General features: G+C 67.6%; 9 protein-coding genes. 3 read left to right on the top strand and 6 right to left on the bottom strand.

The window, feature by feature from the left end:
• Both KOF26_RS16875 and KOF26_RS16870 read right to left on the bottom strand, forming a co-directional pair.
• On the bottom strand, positions 1-3,618 hold a 3,618-nt coding region (locus tag KOF26_RS16875; protein ID WP_216327963.1), incomplete at its 3' end, for an autotransporter outer membrane beta-barrel domain-containing protein.
• A 271-nt stretch (positions 3,619-3,889) separates the two neighbouring features.
• A complete protein-coding gene (locus KOF26_RS16870; RefSeq protein WP_216327959.1) occupies positions 3,890-4,042 on the bottom strand; it encodes a hypothetical protein in 153 nt (50 codons plus the stop codon).
• Between KOF26_RS16870 and KOF26_RS16865 the strand changes: the two genes are divergently transcribed.
• A complete protein-coding gene (locus KOF26_RS16865; protein ID WP_216327956.1) occupies positions 4,014-9,479 on the top strand; it encodes an autotransporter outer membrane beta-barrel domain-containing protein in 5,466 nt (1,821 codons plus the stop codon). The two genes, KOF26_RS16870 and KOF26_RS16865, sit on opposite strands and share 29 nt — an antisense overlap.
• Before the next feature lie 6 nt (positions 9,480-9,485).
• Here the strand turns inward: KOF26_RS16865 and KOF26_RS16860 are convergent, their stop codons facing one another.
• The 3 genes from KOF26_RS16860 to KOF26_RS16850 are packed head-to-tail and all read right to left on the bottom strand — an operon-like array spanning position 9,486 to position 12,349.
• Positions 9,486-10,415, bottom strand: coding sequence for a helix-turn-helix domain-containing protein (locus tag KOF26_RS16860; RefSeq protein WP_216327953.1), 930 nt, complete (start codon positions 10,413-10,415; stop codon positions 9,486-9,488).
• A 12-nt stretch (positions 10,416-10,427) separates the two neighbouring features.
• Positions 10,428-10,754 carry a hypothetical protein gene (locus KOF26_RS16855; RefSeq protein ID WP_216327950.1) on the bottom strand — a complete coding sequence of 109 codons (327 nt, stop codon included), beginning with the start codon at positions 10,752-10,754 and terminating at the stop codon, positions 10,428-10,430.
• Positions 10,751-12,349, bottom strand: a complete 1,599-nt coding sequence (locus KOF26_RS16850; RefSeq protein ID WP_216327947.1) for an EAL domain-containing protein — start codon at positions 12,347-12,349, stop codon at positions 10,751-10,753. Before KOF26_RS16850 ends, KOF26_RS16855 begins: the two co-directional genes overlap by 4 nt.
• 320 nt (positions 12,350-12,669) lie before the next feature.
• On the opposite strand from KOF26_RS16850, the gene KOF26_RS16845 reads away from it, so the two are divergent.
• Positions 12,670-13,422 carry a CRISPR-associated endonuclease Cas1 gene (locus KOF26_RS16845; RefSeq protein WP_216327944.1) on the top strand — a complete coding sequence of 251 codons (753 nt, stop codon included), beginning with the start codon at positions 12,670-12,672 and terminating at the stop codon, positions 13,420-13,422.
• Here the strand turns inward: KOF26_RS16845 and KOF26_RS16840 are convergent.
• Complete coding sequence (locus KOF26_RS16840; RefSeq protein ID WP_216327941.1) at positions 13,412-14,449, bottom strand: zinc-dependent alcohol dehydrogenase family protein; 1,038 nt, start codon at positions 14,447-14,449, stop codon at positions 13,412-13,414. The two genes, KOF26_RS16845 and KOF26_RS16840, sit on opposite strands and share 11 nt — an antisense overlap.
• A 267-nt stretch (positions 14,450-14,716) precedes the next feature.
• Between KOF26_RS16840 and KOF26_RS16835 the strand changes: the two genes are divergently transcribed.
• Positions 14,717-19,534: hypothetical protein (locus tag KOF26_RS16835; protein WP_216327936.1), on the top strand; the 4,818-nt coding region annotated here is incomplete at its 3' end.

The following is a 19,534-nucleotide window of genomic DNA, read 5'->3' as shown; positions in this document are numbered from 1 at the left end:
GCCCCGGGTCGTCACCCCGCCTGTCGTTTCCGGGGCGGTGCGGGCAAGGCCGATGCCGAGGCGGCGCAGCACCGTGTCCATGGTGAGCGGCCCGGCGGACACCGCCCGGAAATCGCTCCAGCCATATTGGGCAACGATATCGCTGTACCAGCCATCGTCCCAGAAGCGCGTCCAGTAGCCGCCCGCCGTCCAGCTCTTCAGCGTGTCGCGCCCCGCATGGGTCGCGTCGAAATGGCGGACATTGGCGCGCATCCGCCCCCACGCGCCATAGACGCCGACATGATCGCGCGGCCCGCGATAGAGGTCGGTGCCCATCTGGACGGCATACATATCGTAGTTGAAGCGCGCGCCGTCGCGGTAGATGCCGCGCGCCAGATCGCCCTGGGTGCCGCCCTGGACGAGCAGGCGGCCCCAGATCCGCGACGGCCCCCATCCGCCGCCGCGCCGCGCCGCGCCGCCGCTCTCGTCGCCGATCCGCTCCTGCAGCGTGTCTATCAGCGTGCGATCATAGAGCAACTGCATCGCCGGCATCGCCGCGTAGAGCGACGCCTCGGCGCGATATTCGGGCGTCACCGCCAGCGGCGGCTGCGGCGCGCCCTGCCCGTCGCAGATGTCCACCAGCGGATCGAGCGCGCAATCCAGCACCGAGCGCAGATACCAGTTCTCGGCACCGCCCGCGCCGCCGCGATAGAGCGCATATTCATAAGGCCCGGCGATCACCCGACCGCCGAGCGTGAAGGCATCGCTGGCGGTGGTCGCGCCGTTTTCGGCCAGCACCAGCGCGATCCCGTCGCCGGTGGTGAGCTGGCCATTGCCGCCGACATGGTTGATCAGCACCACGGAATGGCCCGACACCGCGCCGCCGCTCACCACCAGCCTGTCGGTCGGGGAGGCATCGGCCTCGAGCATGGTGTTGAAGGCGATCGCGCCGTCCATCCCGACATAGTCGCCCGCGACGCGCAACACCGTGCCGGGCGCCGTGCCCATCCGCACCATACCGGCGTTGGCGAGGCCCGGCAAAATCTGGCCGAAGCCGCCCAGATCGAGGGTCGCATCCGCGCCGACGCTGACGCCGGACCGCGCGCTGAACACGCCTGTCGCGCCGGCGCGCAGCGTGCCGCCCTCGATCAGGGTGGGGCCGCTGTAGCTGTTCGCGCCGCTTAGGATCGTCGTCCCCGGCCCGATCTTGCGCACCCCGCCCGTCCCGGAGATCGCACCTTCGAATGCGGCGCTGCCGGCCGGATCGAAGGCCAGCGTGGCGTTGTCGACGATATCGCCGACGATCGACCCGCTCGTTGCGCCATCGCCCAGTTGCAGCGTGCCGGCGGTGATCACCGTGCCGCCGCCATAGCTGTTGGCCCCGGTGAGGATCAGCGTGCCGGCGTCATATTTGTCGAGGCCGCCAGGGCCGACCAGATCGGCCTCGATCGTCGCGACGATATCCACGGCATTGCTGGTGCCGTCCCCGACGCGGAAGAAATTGCGGCCCGGATCGAGCGTGACCGGATCGCCGCCGATCACATAGCCGCCGGTGAGGAACTGCATCCCGTCCGAAGCGACCGGGGCATCATAGCCATTATCGACGGTGACGCGGCCCGGCGCGCCCGCGAAGATCGCGAAGGAGCCGTTGGCATAGGGGCCGTTTTCGGCGCCGCGCCGATTGGTCCAGTCATTGTCGCGCGACTCCACCCGCCAGATGCCGTCGCCGCCGTCGATGACGCCATTATCGACGCCGCGATCATCCTCGCCGTCCCAGAAATTGAGCAGGAGGGGCCGCTCCGGCTCGGCGGGGCGCGCGGTGTTGACGAGATTGACCTGATTGGGGATTGTCGTTTCGACCGAAAGATCACCCGCCGGCGCCGCGCCCAGCATCAGCCCGTCGCCGCCGAGCGCGCCGTCATAGCTGATGATGCGATAGACGCCCGGCGCGAAATTGCCGCCGTCGGGCACCGTGACGTTGAGTGTGCCGCCGAGCGCGATGTCGCCCTTGACGATCGTAAGGTCGTTCCACGGGCCGCCGGCCACGCCGGGTTCGCCGAACTGGTATTTCAGCACCGCCTCCGGCTCGAGCGCGAGGTTGCCGTTGATCGTCAACGTGCCGACCCGGTCATAACCCGGGCCGGGCTCGAGGATCGCGCCGGCGGCCAGCGTGACATTGCCGCCGATGGTGCCCGCACCGCCCAGCTCCGCGCCGGTGGCGACCAGCGTCTCGCCGATCGCGGCGGTCTGGTCGCCGTTGATGAACAGGGTGCCGCCGCGCACGTCCGTCTTGCCGTCGAAGCTGTTGTTCGCGGTGAAGGTGGTGACGCCGGCGAGATGCCGGACATCGCCGCTGATCGCGGTGGTGTTGGTGATGCGGGCGTCGAACACATAATCGGTGGCGTTGTGGTTGAGGATCAGCGCGGTCGTCGGATTGAGCCGGAGTTCCGGCGTGTCCAGCACCCCCGGCGCGACCGGCGCCCTGCCTTCGGACGCGCCGATGATCACCGTGCCCGTGCCACCGGCCGCCGCACCCACCCATGTCAGCTCCGGCGAGGTGAGCAGGCCGCCATTGCGCAGCGTCAATATGCCCTGGCCGATGCTGCCGATATAGACGGCGCCCGTCGCGACCAGCGCCGAGCCTTCTCCGTCGATCGTCGCCTGCGTGAAGGTGTTGGCCTTGTTGGCGAGATAGACATAATTGCCGGAGACGACGCCGCCGCCCGTGATGTTCAGCGTCGCGTCACCCTGAAAGCCGATCGAGAGGCTGCCCACGGCGGTCAGGCGCGAGCCCGCGCCGGAAACGGTGATCGCCGCGTTCGAGCCGGTGGAATAGGCGGCGTAGACACCGGCATAACCGAAGCCGGAATCAGGCGTGTTGGAGATGAAGGCGCCGCCATTGCTGATGTTCAGCGTCGCCGTGCCGTTCATCGCCATGACCGAAAGCGCGCTGTCGACGGTCAGCGTCGAGCCGGGCCCGTCGATGTTGATCGTGCCGGTCGCGCCGGCGGGATCGCTGACGAAAAGCGTCGAGCCGGGGGTGACGGCGCCGCCCCCGGTGATGTTCAGCACGCCGATGCCGCCATTATTGGCGCCGACGCTCAACTGGTCGTTCATCGTCCAGGTCGATCCGGCGCCGTCGACCGTGGCGACGCTCGGCCCGGCAGAGATGCCGATCTGGCCGCTTCCGGCGGTGGCGGCAGTGGCGCCGTCCAGCACGTCCATCCGGCCGATGCCTGAAATTCCGACGATGATGTCGGCGGCGCTCGTCAGCGACGAGCCCGCGCCGGAGACGATGACATTGCCCTGCGATCCGCTGCCGCTCGCGATGACGATATTGCCGGTCGTGGTGGCGACGACGCCGCCGTCAAGGACGTTCAGCCCGGCGGTGCCGGCGGAGCCGATATAGAGCGGGCCCGTAACCTGCCATGGCGACGGCTGGTCGCCGCTCTGATCACCGCGCACGATGATCGTCGCGCCGTCGATCGTCTCGGTGGCGGGAACCGGGCCCGGCGCCGCGAGCGGATGCACCAGCAGGTCGTCGGCGGGAAGGAGGGTACCGGCCTCGTCGGTCCCGGCCGCCGGCTGCGCGAAGGCGGCGGATGAACAGATCGCCAGCGTCGTAAGCGAGGCGTTCAAGAGATAGGGGATTCTCATCAATAAAGCTCGCGGCCGGTTGCACAACCACCAAGGTGAGACAACCGATTAACCACGATGACAAGACAGGCATTCAACTAAATGTGCGATCTTGCAATCATATTCGTGTTTGCAAGATTGATCGATAATTTTCAGAAAAATACTTGATTGGACCATTTGCGCGGCAACTACTGGCTGACCCCAATCATCGTCGCGTAATCAGGGCGGCGAGGCCAGCATTGGGAAAGCCGAATATGGTCGCCGTAACAGCATTTCACGCGCGCCGTTCTTCAAAGCGCCGCCTGATCGCGATGCTCTGCGCCTCGACGGTCGCGTCGCCGGCGCTTGCCGACTGCAACAATTTCGCGCCTGCGTCCGGCGAGACCGCGATCTGCAGCGTGCCGACCAACACCATCAGCAGCATCATCGCCGCGTCGGGCTCATCCAATGTCGCGATCATCATCGAGGCCGGCGCCGAAATCCACGCCTCCGGCGCCGCCGTGCAGGTCAACAACAGCTCCACCGTCACCAATGACGGCGTCGTCACCACGAACCTGCTCAACGGCTATGCGATCTGGGCGGGCACGCCGGGGAGCACGACGGCGACCACCGGCTATGGCAACACGCTGGTCAATAATGGCTCGATCATCGTCAACCTCGCCAATTCGGTGGGATTGCTTGCCCGCACGCAAAATGCCGGCGCGGGGAACACGCTGGTCAATAATGGCAGCATCGAGACGCGCGGCGGCATCAGCGGCGCCGGCGTCAACGCCTCCAACGCCGGCATTCGCGCGCAGAGCGTGGCGGAGAGCTTCATCGTCAACACCGGCACCATCATCACCCGCGGCGCGCCGTCGGCGGCCGGCGTCGGCGGCAACGCCGTGGAGCTGATCGGACGCGGCCAGATCACCAACAGCGGCGCCATCACCGCCGAACAGGGCTATGGCGTGGCCGGCGGCGATGCCGGCATCACGCTGGACAATGAGGGCGCGATCTCCGGCGCGCTCGGCGCGGTCAGGCTCGGCGGCGGCGGCGACCGGGTGATCCTGCGCCAGGGATCGGCGCTGACCGGGGCGATCGACGGCGGCGGCGGCGGCGACCGCATCGTCTTCGACGCCATCGCCGAGCCGGCTTTCGGCAACGCCATCGTAAATTTCGATCTGCTCCAGGCGACCGGCAACGCCGATATCGGCCTGACCGCGCCCGCCTATGCTCTCGGCCGCGTGCAGGTGGACGCGGGATCGTCGCTCACCTTCCGCGACAGCGACCTCGTCGCGCCGGGCGGGGTCGTCAATCAGGGCAGCCTGACCTTCTCGGTCGCGACCGCGAACAGCGTCACCGCGCCGATCACCGGCGACGTGATGAAGACCGGCGCCGGCACCCTCACCTTCTCGGGCGGCCATAGCGGCCTGTTCACCGTCGCGGCGGGCACGCTGCGCGCGGGCGCGGACGGCGCGCTGGGCCCGGCCTCCGACGTCGTGCTGGCGGCGGCCGGCGCCACGCTCGACCTCAACGGCGCGGCGCAGACGGTGGGGCGGCTGGGCGGGGTGCGGGACAGCGTCGTGAACCTGAACGGCGGCACGTTGACCGTGACTGGCGGCACGCTTGGCGATGGGCTCGGCACCAACTTCAGCAATGCCAGCCTCAGCGCGATCACCGGAGAAGGATCGTTGGTTGTCGCCGGCGGCACATTAGGGCTGACCGCCGGTCTGCTCGATTATGTGGGCACCACGCGCATCGAGGAAGGAGCCTCGCTTTCACTCAGCGACGGTCAGCTCACGTCCGTGTCGGGCAGCCGCCTCGCCACCATCGGCCCGATCGTCAACAATGGACAACTCATCATCGGGCCACTGAACTCTGAAACCGGGACCGCCAGGATAGATAACCTCATCACCGGCAGCGGATCGGTGACGACAAGGCGCTCCGTGCCCATCATATTCCTTGCCGACAATGATTATACCGGTGGCACGGTGACCAGCACCGGCAGCCTGCAACTGGGGGATGGCGGCACGACGGGCAGCATCATCGGGCCGGTGGCGTTGGGCGGCACCCTGATCTTCAATCGCAGCGACACGCTGAGGTTCGACGGGCCCATTTCGGGGGCTGGCAACGTCAGGCAGATAGGCACCGGCACTGTCATCCTTACCCGCGACAACAGCTATGGCGGTATAACTCTGGTGGAAGCGGGGTCGCTCTATGTGAACGGCGATCAGAGCGCGGGTCCCTTTTACACGGAGGTTATGCCGGGCGCCACGCTGGGCGGCAGCGGCATTTTCGGCGGGACGGCTGTTTCGATTGCCGGGGGCACCCTGTCGCCCGGCCCCGCGCCGCTGCTGCCCGGCACGTTGACGTTCGACACGATGCTCGTTCTTGCCGACGGGGACGTTCGCCTGTTTTACAACCTCGCCGACCTCAATGTCGGCGGATCGCGCAATGATCTTACCATCGTTCGGGGGAACCTCACCCTCGACGGGACGATCAACGTGCTGGACACCGGCCAGAACCTCGTGAGCGGCGTCTATCGCGTCATCAGCTATGACGGCGCGCTCACCGACAATGGCCTGACGCTCGGCGCGTTCGTCGCCGATGACGGGGTGACGATCACCCGCCCGCTTGCCGGCTTCACCGTGCAGACCTCGGTTCCGGGGCAGGTGAACCTCGTCAACGCGGCCGGCCTCAGCCTCAATTACTGGGATGCCGCCAGTCATAATGACAACCGCATCCAGGGCGGCGCGGGGCTCTGGCAGGCGGGCGCCGGCAACGATAACTGGACGGACATGGGCGGCACGATCAACGCGCAATGGCATGACAGCGATTTCGGCATCTTCACCGGCGATGGCGGCACCGTCACCGTCGACAACAGCCTCGGCGCGGTGACGAGCTGGGGGATGCAGTTCGCCAGCGACGGCTATCGGCTGACCGGCGATCCGCTGACGCTGGAAAATCCGGACCCGGCGCTGGCCGCGCCCGGCGTGGGCAGCTTCGTCGCCATCCGCGTCGGCGACGGCAGCGACGCCGGCGCCGCCGTCACCGCCACGATCGATAATGACATTGTCGGCGAGGCGAGCCTGTTCGTGGCGGATCAGGGGACGCTGGTGCTGAACGGCAGCAATGATTTCCTCAACATGGCGGTGATCGGCGCCACCGTGCAGGTGTCGCGCAGCGCCAGTCTGGGCAGCGAGGACGGCACCATCGTCCTCGACGGCGGGGCGACATTGCGCACCACTGCGGACTTCACCAATGGCCGCGACATTGTCGTCGCCGCCTTCACCGGCGACAGCAGCATCGACACGGCCAGCGGCACGACGCTGGTCCAGAGCGGCGTGATCGCCGGCAACCCCGGCAATCCCGACCCCGGCGCGCTGATCAAGACGGGCGGGGGCCGCCTCGTGCTGACCGGCGCCAACACCTACGCCGGCCCGACCGATGTACGCGCCGGCACGCTGCTGATCGAGGGTGACCAGAGCGCGGCGACGGGGCCGACCAGCGTCGCCGCCGGGGCGACGCTCGGCGGCGGCGGCCGGATCGGCGGCGGCGTCGCCATTGCCGATGGCGGCATCCTCGCCCCCGGACAGGGCGCCGGCACGCTCACCATCAATGGCGGCCTCGCCTTGTCCCCGGGGGCGATCCTCAATTATGAACTGGGGGCGGCCAATGTCGCCGGCGGGCCGCTCAACGATCTGGTCGTGGTCGGCGGCGATCTCCTTCTCGATGGCTTGCTCAACGTCCGGGTGGCGGATGGCGGCACGTTCGGCCCCGGCCTCTATCGGCTGTTCGATTATGCCGGCACACTCACTGATCGGGGTTTGACGACCGGCGACATGCCTGTCGCGTCAGGTTACGTCGTCCAGACTGCGATCGCCAGACAGGTTAACCTCATCGTCGGCGCCCAGACGTCGGGCGGCGGCGGCGGCGAACCGGCCCGCGAAGGGGGCGGCGGCCCCGGCGGCGAGGCAGGCTTGCGCTTCTGGGACGGCGATGCCGGCCCGAAGAGTGACGGCGCGGTCAATGGCGGCAACGGCATCTGGCAGGGCGGCGATAGCTGGACGGACGAACAGGGCCGCATCAACGGCCGCTTCGCCGATCGTGCCTTCGCCGTGTTCGCCGGCGAGGCCGGCACCGTGACGGTCGACGAACAGGGCGGCGATATCGTCGCCCCGGGCATGCAGTTCGCGTCGGACGGCTATGTCGTCAAGGGCGGCGCTATCACCCTTGCCGGCAACGGCGACGCGGTGATCCGTGTCGGCGATGGCACAGCGCGGGGCGCCGCCTTCACCGCGACACTGGCCTCGACCCTGCACGGCGCGGTCACGCTCGTGAAGGCGGATCTCGGCACGCTGGTCCTCGCCGGCAGCACTGATCACGCCGGCGCCACCCGCATCGCTGCCGGCACGCTGCGCGCCGGCGGCGGGGATGTGTTCAGCGCGCGCTCGACGGTGACGGTGGAAGGCGGCGCCACGCTCGATCTCGCCGGCCACAGCCAGACCATCGCCGGGCTGGCCAATGCCGGGCGCGTCGACCTCGGCGACAGGCCGGGCGCGGTGCTGACGGTGGCGGGCGATTATCTCGGCAATGGCGGCACCGTGACGTTCAGCACCGTGCTCGCCGGCGACGGCGCGGCGACGGGCAGGCTGCGCATCCTCGGCGATAGCCTTGGGCGAAGCATGGTGCGGGTGGTCAATGCCGGCGGCCTCGGCGCGCAGACCGACCTCGGCATCAAGCTGATCGAGATCCTTGGCGCATCCGATGGCGTGTTCACGCTGCTCGGCGATTTCGTTACCGCCTCCGGGCGTCCGGCAGTCGTCGCGGGCGGCTATGCCTATACGCTCGATCGCGGCGACGATGCCGACTGGTATCTGCGCTCGGCGCTGGTCGATCCCGAGCAGCCCGGCACGCCCGCGCCTTTGCTCAACCCGGGCACACCGCTCTACGAAGGCTATGCGCCGTCGCTGCTCGCACTGAACACCGTGCCGACGCTGCGCCAGCGCATCGGCTATCAGAGCAGGCGCAGCGAGCGCGGACATATCTGGGGCCGGATCGACGGCGAGATCAGCCATGCGGCGGGCGGCATAACGACGACGCAAGCCGTGCGCAGCGATAGCCTTCATGCCATCAACCTCGGCATCGAGACGGCTCTGTTCGAAAGCGCCGCCGGCTCGGAGCTGGTCGCCGGGCTGACCGGCCGCCACGCCGCCGGGCGCTCGGCAATCCTCTCTCCGGAAGGATCGGGCGGCATCAAGACCTCGGGACTCGGCCTCGGCGTGACGCTGACCTGGCGCGGCGCCGACGGTCTCTATGCGGACGCGCAGGCGCAGCACAGCTGGTACGATACGGATCTCGTTTCCGACACCGGCGGGGCGGCAGCGATCCGTGACAATCATGGCCGCGGCGACGTCGTCTCGTTGGAGAGCGGATGGCAAATGGCGGCCGGTGGCGGGCTGCGCCTCACGCCCCAGGCGCAGCTCGTCTATTCGCGTGTCCGCTTCACGACATTCGACGATTCCTTCGGCGCGCGCGTCTCCGGCGGCACGGGCGATAGCCTGCGCGGCCGGATCGGTATCGCCCTCGACCGCGAGACCGGCGACGCCGGCCGGTCCACCTCGCACGTCTATGTCATTCCCGAAATCAGCTATGAATTTCTCGACGGCGGCCGGGCGATTGTGTCCGATGCGGCCGGCGGCAATCGCCTGCGGCTGGCCAACCGGCAGGACCGGCTCCGGGCGGGGCTCGGCATCGGCGGCGCCAATGGCTGGAGCGGCGGCAGGGTGGTTCTCTTCGCGGAGGCCGATATGCACGCCAGCCTGCATGACCCGACCGGGAACTACACCGCGTCGGGACGGCTGGGCCTGCGCCTGAAGTGGTAGGGAGCGTCAGCGCATATCGCGATATTGCTTCGGCGAAACGCCCGTCCAGATGCGGAATGTATTGGCGAAGTGCGAATGATCGGAGAAGCCGCATCGCACGGCGATTTCGGTCAGCGGCATTTCTCCTTCGGTCAACAGGCTCTGCGCGCGTTTGACCCGCATCTGGATGACATATTGATGCGGCGTCATGCCCTTGGACGCCTTGAACCGCCTGATGAAGCCGTTGCGGCTGATGCCGCAAACCGACGCCATGTCGTCGAGCTGGATATCGCGCGCGAGATGGCTTTCCAGATAGTCCTGCAGACGCGCGATCCGCCGCTTGCCGAGGCCTTGTGGTGACGGCTCGAACGGCGAAGGCGTGATCGGTTCGACGGCATATTTGAGGAGGATGTTCGCGCACAGCGCGCGCGACAGATAATCCATCATCAGTCGCGATCCGCCCGCCTCGCGCAACAACGAATTGCCGATCGACCGGAGCAGCCCGCTCAGTTGATTGTCACACCGGTTGAATAATGGCTGCAACGCGATATCGGACAGGGTCCGCCCGGCAAGTTCGCTCGCGACCTCATCGATCAGCGCCGGATTGATGAACAGATGAAGCAGCTCGGTCTCGACATCCAGTTCGACGCTCTTCTTGCAGTCCGGCGGCGCGACGTTGATCGCGAATGCCTCCTGTGCCCCCTCCTCGTTCATGCCGTTCAGGCACCGCCGCCCATAGGTCGGCGTCAGTGGCATGGTGATCCAGAACAGCGAGCTGATCGTGTGATGGGTGTGGTGCGGATTCTCGTGGGAGCGCACGGCGAACACGTTGCGGGCACCGAGTTCAAGACTGTCCGCAACGGGCTCGATGGTGGGAGACACCAATAGAGTCGTCTTCGCCAGCTGCCCGATCGACTGGGCATCGTCGACGCCAGCCTGTCGCTTTTCTCTCAGCATCCCCGTTATCCGTCATGTTCGATCGTCGCGCCGGGGCGTTTCCGGCCGGCCGCGCAACTGGCAGGCGCATCCGCATCCGAGGACATATCGGCTACCGCAATTGATACAGATGAAGTGATGATCAATGTCGCGCTCATCTGGAACCCGGTAATGTTCTCCTCCGGAAATCTGGTGCGCGCCCTTCATATCAGCACAGCCGTTCAGAATAGATGACTCTGTAATACCGATGTTTTTTGCAGGCGCGCTGGCAGACTTCTCCATTTCGGCGAGGGCGCCCGATTTGGCGACCTTCGGCGACGATGCGCCGGCCGCGCTTCGAGGGTCGCGCGACGCGGTCATCCCGGGAAAGTTCGATCGTCATGGGGTTGATCGACGTCGTCGTGAAATCCGACGCGCCATGGCCTCAGAAACGATGGGTGACCCCAGTAGAAACCCTGTTGCCAGATAATGCCTGCCTCCCTCGCAAGACTTGCCTCGGCGCCGCTTTCGATGCCTTCGACGACGACAGTTGGCACGATCAACTGCGCAAGCTTTACGACCTGCCGGAATACTGCCCGATCGTGCTCGCACACCGCCGCCCGTCGCATGAACACCTGATCGATCTTGACGATATCCGGAGCCATCGCATTGAGCTGCCAGATCGAGGCGAAGCCGGTGCCGAAATCGTCGAGCGCGATGCGCACCCCGCAGCGCCGCAGCCGCGCCAACAGGTCGAACATCTCCGACACGGTCTCGGGCACGGCCGTCTCCGTCACCTCTATGATCAGCCGCTCGGCGAGCGGGCGATCGCGCTCGAGATAGGCGATATGCGCTTCCCACCAGCTGTCCCTGCGCAGCGTCGAGGCCGACACATTGACGCCGAGCACCGCCTCCGGTGAATGTTCGAGCTCGCGCAGCACCAGCCTGATGATCAGGTGATCATAGGCGCCGATCAGCCCGATCCTCTCCAGCGAGGCGATTGCGCTCCCTTGCGACCGGGCCTCCCCGTTCGCACCCATCACCCGGGCAAGCCCTTCGTGATAAAGGATGCTGTCGCGATTGTCGGCCGAGCGCACCGGTTGCCAGCAGAGGGCAAACCCTTCATCGCCCTCCCCCGCCTTGGGGCGAAGCGCGCAGAGCAGCTGCGAGGCGGCGGCCATGTCCTCGCGATAGACGCGATCCCGGCGCCCGTTGCCGGTGATCGGCTCCGCTGCGAGGAAGCCGTCGACCGTTCCGACGAGCCCGCCATCCGGCCGCCGACACTCCGCGGAGAGCGAGAGATGGACCGGCCCGGCGGTGGTCGCGAACGGGATGAACGGCATCGTCGCGCACATATTGCTGAGCCCGAGCAGGCACAGTTGCAGGCCGAGGTCCGCCGGCATCCGCCTGGGCAGGGCGATGTCGAGATCGATGCCGTCCTGGCGCTCGCGAAACGGACCGAGATCGAGGCGGGCGATGTCATGCATATGCGCGCCGACGCGCCGGCGAAGCGCCTGATCGACCTCGCCCATGATCCGATCACCGAAGGCACGGAGCAGCGCGGCGTGATTGTTGATTCGAAACTGGATGCGAATGGTGTACCCCGTCGGCGTCGAGGCGCCGGCCGCGCCTGCAGGCCCGTTGAGGCGAGAGGCGACGCTCTCTTGCGCATCGAGCGCGACCGGAAGGCCGGCCCCATCGCCCCCGGCGTCCGGGAACTCGATGCAACGCAACCTGCCGTCATGAACGAAGGCGAGGCGATTGAAATCGACGCCGTGCGCGAAGAATCCCTTGATCCACACCGAATCGCCGCGCTCCATCTCCAGGACAAGATCATGTCCTGCGCGCGAATATCGGGAGACTTCGGACGGCGTGGCATCGATCAGGAAGTTGGCGCGACGATCCGATGAGTCGACGATGACATCGCTCGCCTCCCGGCCGCGCTCGGCGAGCTGATTGTTCTTGTGGGATCCCATAGCGAGTTCCTTCATCCGTCCGCAGGACCCTGAGCGGCGGATTTACACAGTCCGCAAATTGGATTGGCAAGTCCGATTTCCGACATCACCGCAGAAAATTGTATTTTTTTCCCAGTAAACACGACGATTTTCCAGTTGGCTGTGTTCATATCCAATCGACCATCTCGGCCTTGTGCTAATCAATCACTGCAAGTCGCCGAACACCATGTCGACTCAACGCAGGGGCATCGGCAGGACCAGTTGACGAGGTGGAAATCGTGGACACACCCGAAACAGATCTTCATCCTGCGTGGCGCGGTGTACATATTTCCCGGCCGGCCTTGCTTCGCCATCGGGACGAGCGCCTTGTCATCGTCCAGTCCGACGCCGAGACCACGCTCGCGCTTGCCGAGATCGCCTGGTTGATCATCGATACGCCGCAGGCCAGCATCAGCGACGCCCTCGTCGCCGCGCTCGCCGAGCATGGCGTCATGATGATCGTGGCCGATGCCGGCCATCATCCCGTCGGCGTCCTGTCACCGCCGGTCAGGGCTGTCCGGACGACGATCGGCGAGCAGCTATGGGTCGGCCTGTCGCAGGCGCTGGCCACGGCGCGGATGCGCAACCAGGCCAATCTCCTCCGCCAGCTCCGCGAGCCGCTGCACGATGCGCGCGTCCGCCGATCGGCGCCCAGCCTGTTCTCCACCTTCGCCCACGGAATGCTCAGCGACCGGCGCGGCGCCCTGCTGCGCTATGGCGAGGCGGTGGCCCGCGCCGCCCTGATCCGCGCCTGCGCCGCGGCCGGGCTGGTGATCGCCGCCCGCGAGGACCGTGTCGACGCGCTGCTCGGCCCCGTCCGCCCGTTTCTGGACCGCGCCGCCCACCGCCAGTCGCTGGGCGGCATCGGCACCAGCCTCTCGCTCGACGACCGGCAGCGGATGGCGGCCCCTCTCGGTGAAGTCGCGATGATCGGCGACAGGCGCATGCCGTTGCTCGCCGCGATCGGTGCGATGACGATGTCGATCGCCCGCGCCGCGCGACAGGGCGACGCCGCACTCGTCGCAATCCCGTCGCTCCCCCCGGTCACGGCGTGATGATCACCTTGAGCGCGCGCGTCGTCGCCGCATGGCCGAATGTGTCATAGGCGGCGACGATCTCGTCCAGCTTGAAGCGATGGGTGATCAGCCGGGCGGGATCGATGCGGTGGGTGCACACGCTCTTGAGCAGCATCGGCGTGCTGACCGTGTCGACCAGCCGCGTGGTGATGGCGATATTCCGGGACCAAAGCCGCTCGAGGTGGAGGTCGACCTTGGCGCCGTGCACTCCGACGTTGGCGATCACCCCGCCCGGCGCGACGACGTCCTGGCAAAACAGGAAGGTCGAGGGCACGCCGACCGCCTCGATCGCCGTATCGACCCCCATGCCGTCGCACAGGGCCCTGACCCGCTCGGCCGCGCCCGCGTCCGCGGCATTGATCGTATCGGTGGCGCCGAACTGGCGGGCGATGGCAAGGCGGTTGTCGTCAAGGTCGATCATGATCAGCCGCGCCGGGGAATAGAGCTGAGCGGTCAAGAGCGCGGCGAGCCCGACCGGCCCGGCCCCGACGATCGCGACCGTCGATCCCGGCGACACCTTGCCGTTGAGCACGCCGCATTCGAAGCCGGTCGGCAGGATGTCGCTCAACAGCACCAGCACATCCTCGTCGGCGCCGGACGGCACCGGATAGAGGCTGGTGTCCGCATGGGGGATGCGCACGAACTCGGCCTGGGTGCCGTCAATCTCGTTGCCCAATGTCCAGCCGCCGGTGCGGCAATGGGAATAGATGTTGCGGCGGCAATAGTCGCAACGGCCGCAGGCGCTGATGCAGGAGATCAACACCCGGTCGCCCGGCTTGAAGCTCGTCACGCCCGCCCCGACGCTGTCGATCTCGCCGACGCCCTCATGGCCGAGAATGCGGCCGGGCGTGCAGCTCGGCACGTCGCCCTTCAGGATATGCAGATCGGTACCGCAGATCGTCGTCTTCACGATGCGCACCACCGCGTCGCCGGCATCGCGAACCACGGGCATGGCCCGATCCTCGAGCGCCATCTGGCCCGGCCCATTATAAACGAGCGCCTTCATCCGATCCTCCTTGCTCTTCAGAGCATCGATCGTGCCGAGACTTGGCCGCACGAGATTTGACAAAAATCAAATGCCAGTAGTCATGAGCGGCAACTTGATCCGACCCGTGCGGATATACGATCCGAAAGCGATCAATCTCGTTGAACTCCAGGTTCTATCAGGGGGTGTGTTCAACTAGACTCGGAAGATGCAGTCGGGGTGTGTCGTCGATCATGGAGATCGTCACACATGGCATGCGATCCCGTTCTCAATTCGCGTCTTCTGCTTTTGTCGACGACCCTGATCGCGGTCGCTCCGGCGGCCTGGGCGCAGACAAGCATTGCGCCCGCCTCGGAACTGTCGACCGCCGCCGGCACGACGACGCCCGCCGCCGATGCAGCATGGCTGCTGACCGGCGACGGCATCTGGCTGTCGCAGGCGGTGTCGCTGCCGCAGGGCGCGCCCGGCCTCACCATCGACGGCGACGGGCATGTGCTGACGATGAACGACGGCGCCGGCGTGGCCGGCCGCTTCACCATCGCCTCCGGCTCGTCCGCGAGCCTCAACCTCGCCAACATCACGCTCACCGGCGCCAACCAGCCATCCGCCGCGACCAGTGGCTATGGCGGCGCCATCTCTCACCTCGGCTTCGAGGTCGGCAGCCTGGCCATCGCGATGACCGGCGACGTCACGCTGAGCGGCAACCACAGCGAGCATATCGGCGGGGCGATCCGTTCGAGCGGGGCGCTGACGATTACCGGCGAGCGGATCAGCTTCATCGGCAATTCCGCCACCTCGGCCGCCGGCGCGATCAGCGCGGGCGATGTCTCGATCGGCAATGCCGGCAGCATCGTCACATTTTCCGGCAATATATCCGGGCACCTCGCCAGTGGCGGCGCCATCGCCGGCGCCCATGTGACGATCGACGGCGCCAGCATCACCTTCGCCGGCAATATCAGCGGCACCACCGATTCCCAGGAGTTCAGCGGCACCGGCGGCGCGATCGATAGCACCGGCTACACGATCGGCGGCGCCGGCACTGGGGCGGTGACGATCACCGGCAACATCGCCCGCACCAATTCCGGCGGCGCGCTCCACGCGACCACCACCAGTTCCTCGATCACCGGCGATGTCGTGACCATCAGCGACAATCATGCCGGCGACGACAATCAACCCGGCGGCCATGGCGGCGCGCTGTGGCAGGGCCTCGGCGCCGCCCTGACGATACACGGCGGCGAGATCAGCATTTCCGACAATAGCGCGCACGGCCAGGGCGGCGCGATCTTCGGGCGGGACGCGGTGACGGTCGGCGATGCCGACAGCATCGTGACGCTGACCGACAATGGCTCCCTCACGGGGGGCGGCGCGATCATGAACTATATCAATGTCGCCCAGGGCCAGCTGACCACGACCACGATCAACGGCGGCGACATCACCATCTCCGGCAATCACGCGGAGTATAATTCCGGCGGCGCGATCGACACGGACGGCGACGTCATTATCGGCCGCGCGGACAGCATCGTCGCGATCCGCAATAATAACGTCCTCAATGCCGCTGGCGTCACGGACGCTAATGGCGAATTGTACGGTGGCTGGGGCGGCGCCGTCTATGGCATCAACGTCGCCATCAACGGCGCCGATGTCAGCCTGACCGGCAATGGGGCGGCGACCAGCGGCGGCGCGGTCTATGCAGAGACCGGCGTGTCGATCGGCGAGGATGGCGGCGCCGTCACCATCACCGGCAACACCGCCGCCTATGGCGGCGCGATCTATAGCGAAGGCGCGGTCGCGATCACCGGCGCCAATATCACTCTCTCCGGCAACGACACCACCGGCGCCCGGACGACCGCGCTGCGCAAAGCCCGCGTCACGATCGAGGGTGATGAGCGCGCGGTAACGGGGGTCGCCGGCGCCGGCGCTCTCGCCCGCATTCTCGACAGCACGTCCGGCCATGGCGGCGCCATCTATGCGGAAGGCCCGGTGACGATCGGCGATGCCGGCAGCCGCGTCACGATCGACGGGAATAGCGGCAGCATGGGCGGCGCCGTCATCGGCTTCGACACGGTGACGATCAACGGCGGTGAGATCAGGCTGACCGATAACAGCGCCAGCGATGTCGGCGGCGCGGTGGCGGCGGTTGGCACCTTGCTGATCGGCGGGGCGGGCAGCACTGTTTCCATGACCGGGAACAGCGCCGCCAATTATGGCGGCGCGATCTATGCCGAGAAGGCGGTGACCATCACCGGGTCCGACGTCGCCATCGCCGGCAATGAAGCGCCCACCACCAGCGCTCCCTCGCCAGGCGGGCGCGCGCCGATCCTCCGGGAATCACCGAGGCCGGACACCGGCGGCCATGGCGGCGCAATCTATGCCGGTGAGGACGTCCTGATCACGGGCGGCAACGCGATGCTTGCCGGCAATGCCGGCGCCGCGCGCGGCGGCGCGATCTATGGCCTCGGCGCGGTCACCATCGGCGAAGCCGGCGGCGTCACCAGCCTCTCCGGCAACAGCGCGGGCTGGGACGGCGGAGCGATCTTCGCCGGTGGTCCGGTAACGATCCGCGGCAGCGAGATCATCATTTCCGGCAATAGCGCGGCAGACGGCCTGGGCGGCGGCATCCTCGTCACCAATGGCGATGCGATCATCGGCGGGCCGGACAGCGTCGTCACGCTGGCCGACAACAATGCCGCTACGCTCGGCACAGCCTCGTTCGGCTATGGCGGCGCGGTCTGGCTGCAGGACGGCGGCATCGTCGTCGACGGCGCCAGCATCACCGTCTCCGGCAACATCGCCGAAAATGGCGGCGGCGCGCTCGATACGCGCGCGGGCACGATCCGGGTCGGCAATGCGACGAGCGAGGTCAGCTTCGCCGGAAACGCCGCCGAGGGAACCAGCGGCGGGGCGATCAACGCCTATGGCGGCGATCTCGTCATCGATGGCGCGCGCATCGCCTTCACCGATAATCATGCCGGCATCGTCGGCGGCGCTATCGGAGCGGCCGGCAATGCCACCATCGGCAACGCCGCCAGCGCCGTCAGCTTCGCCCGCAACGTCGTCGGCAGCATCGGCGAGGGCACGCTCGCCACCAATGGCGGCGGGGCGATCAGCCAGGATGGCGCCGGCAATGTCATGACGATCAACGGGCGTACGATCGACTTTGTCGACAACAACGCCTTCCTCCTCGGCGGAGCGATCGCCAGCGAGGGCAGTATCGTCCTCGGCGGCGCCGGCAGCACGATAAGTTTCACCGGCAACAGCGCCGGCGGCGCGGACGGCACCGGGCCGGGCGATGGCGGCGCCATCTTTTCCGGGGTCTCGACGACGCTGACCGGCGCGCTGACGATCAGCAACAACCGATCCGGTACATCCGGCGGCGCCATCGTCTCCGATGGGGACATCACCCTCAACGTCACCGGCGACAGCCTGATTTCCGGCAATCGCGCCGGCGGACCTGCCGCCCGCGCCGCCGGACCGGCGGTAGACGAGGCGCTTGCCGAACGCGCGGCCGGCCTCGTCACCCGCGCTGCCACGCGCGCGCCGCTGACCGCCAGCGGCGGCGCGATCTGGGCGGCGGGCAATGTCACACTGAACGCGACAGGCGGCACTGTCAGCTTCACCGGCAATATGGTGGGCGCGCGCGCCAACGCGATCTGGCTGGAGAATCTGTCCGGCGACGCGACCCTCGCCTTCGACACCACCGCCACCGGCGCGATCAGCTTCCTTGATCCGATCGCCAGCAATCAGGCGAGCGGGCCGGTGACGGTGACGGCGAGCGGCGCGGGCGCGGTGATGTTCGATGGCGCGAGCCAATCCGCCGCCGTCGACCGGTGGTCGCGCATCTATGGCGTCACCGAGGTGCGCGGCGGCACGTTCGCCGTCCGCGACGACGCGGTCTACGGCATGCTCGCCGCCGATGCCGGAGCGGTCGAGCCGACCGCCTTCACCGTCTTCGCCGGGGGAACGCTGGCCGGCGGATCGGTCGGCGAGGTGCGCGCCGACAGGTTCAGCCTCGCCGGCACGCTCGACATCGCGGGTCGCGGCCTGCCCGCTGCGGCCACCTCCGGCTTCAGCCGCTTCGTCATCACCAGCGGTACCAACGCCTTCGTGCCGGGCAGCCAGATCCTGTTCAACACCATGCTCAACGCGGATGATTCGAGGACCGATCTGCTGTCGCTGAACGGTGGCATCGCCACCGGCCGCGCCACGATCCTCGTCAACCCCGCCGGCGGAAGCGGCGCGCTCACCACCCGCGACGGCATTCGGCTGGTGCTCGCCGAGAGCGGCGCGACGACGGCGATCGACACCTTCTCGCTCGGCGGCCGGGTGATCGCCGGCCCCTATGAATATCATCTCTATCGAGGCGGCAGCGCGGCGAGCACCGCCAATGACTGGTTCCTGCGCTCGACGCTCGACTGCACGCTCGATCCGCTGGTGGAGATTTGCGCCGACGTGCCGGCGCCGCCCGAGCCGCCCTCACCGCCGGAGGCGGAAGCGCCCGAGCCGCCGCAACCGCCTTTGCCGCTCGTGCCGGAATATCGCGCCGAGGCCTCGCTCTATGCGGCGATGCCGGCGATGCAGCTTCTCTACGGCGCCACCTTGCTCGATACGCTGCACGAGCGCGTCGGCGACGAAGGCGGCGGGGTGGCGCGGGCCGGCGGCGGGACCGGGCCGTCGCAGATCTGGGGACGGCTGATCCTGCAAGCCGGCACGCAGGGTGATCTTTCGCGCGGCATCTACCGTGACGGCCCGCGCTTCAACTACGATATGCTGGCCGTGCAGATCGGCATCGACCTCTATCGCGGCTCGCGCGATCATGCCGGCGTCTATGGCGCGTGGGGGCGGATGAACGCCAATGTGCGCCATTTCGACGCCAGCGCCGCCGGCAAGGACCGGCTGAAGGGCTGGACGGCGGGCGGCTACTGGACGCGCTTCTGGGACAATGGCTGGTACAGCGACGTCGTCGCCCAATATGGCTGGAACCGGTTGCGCGCCAACGCGGCCGGTCCGGCGACGATGGACACCCTGCTCCGCCGTATCGGCGTGCGCTCCGCCAGGCTCGCGCCGGATGCTCAGGCGGGCGTGGACGGACGCGCCAGCACCCGGGGG

The sequence above is a fragment of the Sphingomonas quercus genome, from assembly GCF_018863195.1.
In the GTDB taxonomy this organism is placed as follows: Bacteria; Pseudomonadota; Alphaproteobacteria; order Sphingomonadales; family Sphingomonadaceae; genus Solisphingomonas; species Solisphingomonas quercus.
Note: the sequence above shows the minus strand (reverse complement) of the source record. Positions and strands in the feature narration are given on the sequence as shown.